The sequence below is a fragment of the Bartonella sp. CL162QHHD genome (genome assembly GCF_042195435.1).
In the GTDB taxonomy this organism is placed as follows: domain Bacteria; phylum Pseudomonadota; class Alphaproteobacteria; order Rhizobiales; family Rhizobiaceae; genus Bartonella.
The window spans coordinates 1-1,370 of record NZ_JBHIOG010000036.1 but is presented as its reverse complement, the minus strand read 5'-3'; the positions used below and the strand labels follow the sequence as shown (position 1 = coordinate 1,370).

At 41.7% G+C, this 1,370-nt stretch carries 2 protein-coding genes; both read left to right on the top strand.

Annotation, left to right across the window (positions count from 1 at the left end):
• Window positions 1-63: 63 nt before the first annotated feature.
• On the top strand, window positions 64-828 hold the full coding sequence (locus tag ACFILD_RS03085; RefSeq protein WP_375664753.1) for a hypothetical protein: 765 nt from the start codon (window positions 64-66) through the stop codon (window positions 826-828).
• A 14-nt stretch (window positions 829-842) separates the two neighbouring features.
• Window positions 843-1,370, top strand: a 528-nt coding sequence (locus tag ACFILD_RS03080; RefSeq protein WP_375664752.1) for a hypothetical protein, incomplete at its 3' end; no start/stop codon positions are given.

Sequence of the window (1,370 nt, the reverse complement as noted above, 5' to 3'; positions counted from 1 at the left end):
CAATGCAATGCCGTTCTTTTGCAAGAACGACAAAGGCAGAATCTAACTTAAAGGAGTAAAACCATGGAAAAAAAATACGAATTTACTGATGAAACAATCAATGTTGATGGCAAAATCCTTCACCGTATACGTGCTTTAAGAAACTTTGGTGATGTCGAGAAAGGCAACCTAGGAGGCTATATCGAGAAAGAAGACAACCTAAGTCATGAAGATGATTGTTGGGTAGATGGTGATGCCAAGGTGCTTGAAAGCGCTACCATTTTTGATAATGCCAAGATATTTGATGGCGCCTGTATTAGTGGAAATGCTACGGTTTGTGATAAGGCACAAGTTTACGATAAGGCACAAGTTTACGGTAACGCCAAGGTTTACGACAATTCTCGTATTTATGGAAGTGCACAAGTTTACGATGATGCACGTGTTTACGATGATGCACGTGTTTACGATGATGCACATGTTTACGATGATGCAGTCATTTACGTTAATGCAAAAGTTTGCGGTGATGCCAAGGTTTATGGAAAAGCAAGAATATACCATGACGCCGTAATTTCCGAACATGCACGCGTTTATGACAATGCAGAAGTTTTCGACAACGCTACAATTTCGCACGTTGCATCCGCTTGTGACAATGCTCGTATTTTCGGTAAAGCAAAGGTTGGTGGTTGTGCCGAAATTTATGATGGAGCACATGTCTCTGAAAAAGCTAAAGTTGGCGGTCACGCAAAAATCTCTGGAAATGCCCGTGTGTTTGGTGGTGCAATAGTTTGCGAGAATGCCGAAGTAACCGGAAATACAAAAGTATCTGGAAATGACACTGTTTTAAGATAAGGGCGACTTAAACCATGGAAAAAAAATACGAACTTACTGATGAAACAATCGAAGTTGGGGGCAAAATCCTTCACCGCATTCGTGCACTGAGAGATTTGGGGGACGTCAAGAAAGGTGATCTTGGCGGCTATATCGAGAAAGAAGACAATCTAGGTCATCATGGTAATTGCTGGATTGGGGATTATGCAAAAGTTTACGGTAATGCCAAGGTTTTTGGTAATGCTAAGGTTTACGAAAATGCACAAGTTTACGGTTATGCACATGTTTACGGCAATTCTCGTATTTATGGCAAAGCAGAAGTTTTCGATGAACCATGCATTTACGGTCATGCAGAAGTTTACGGTGATGCACATATTTGCGGTGAACCGCACGTTTTTGATAATGCAGAAGTTTATGGCAATGCACAAGTTTACGAAGAGCCATACATTTACGATAGGGCGCGTGTTTACGGCAATGCGCATGTTTCCGGTGATGCGCATGTTTACGGTCATGCAAAAATTTACGGTGATGCATGTGTATGTTGGGACGACTGGATTGATGGC

What these genes read in the sequence shown, in the direction of transcription:
- ACFILD_RS03085 (WP_375664753.1), top strand. Translation starts at nt 64, where the DNA reads ATGGAAAAAAAATACGAATTTACTGATGAAACAATCAATGTTGATGGC.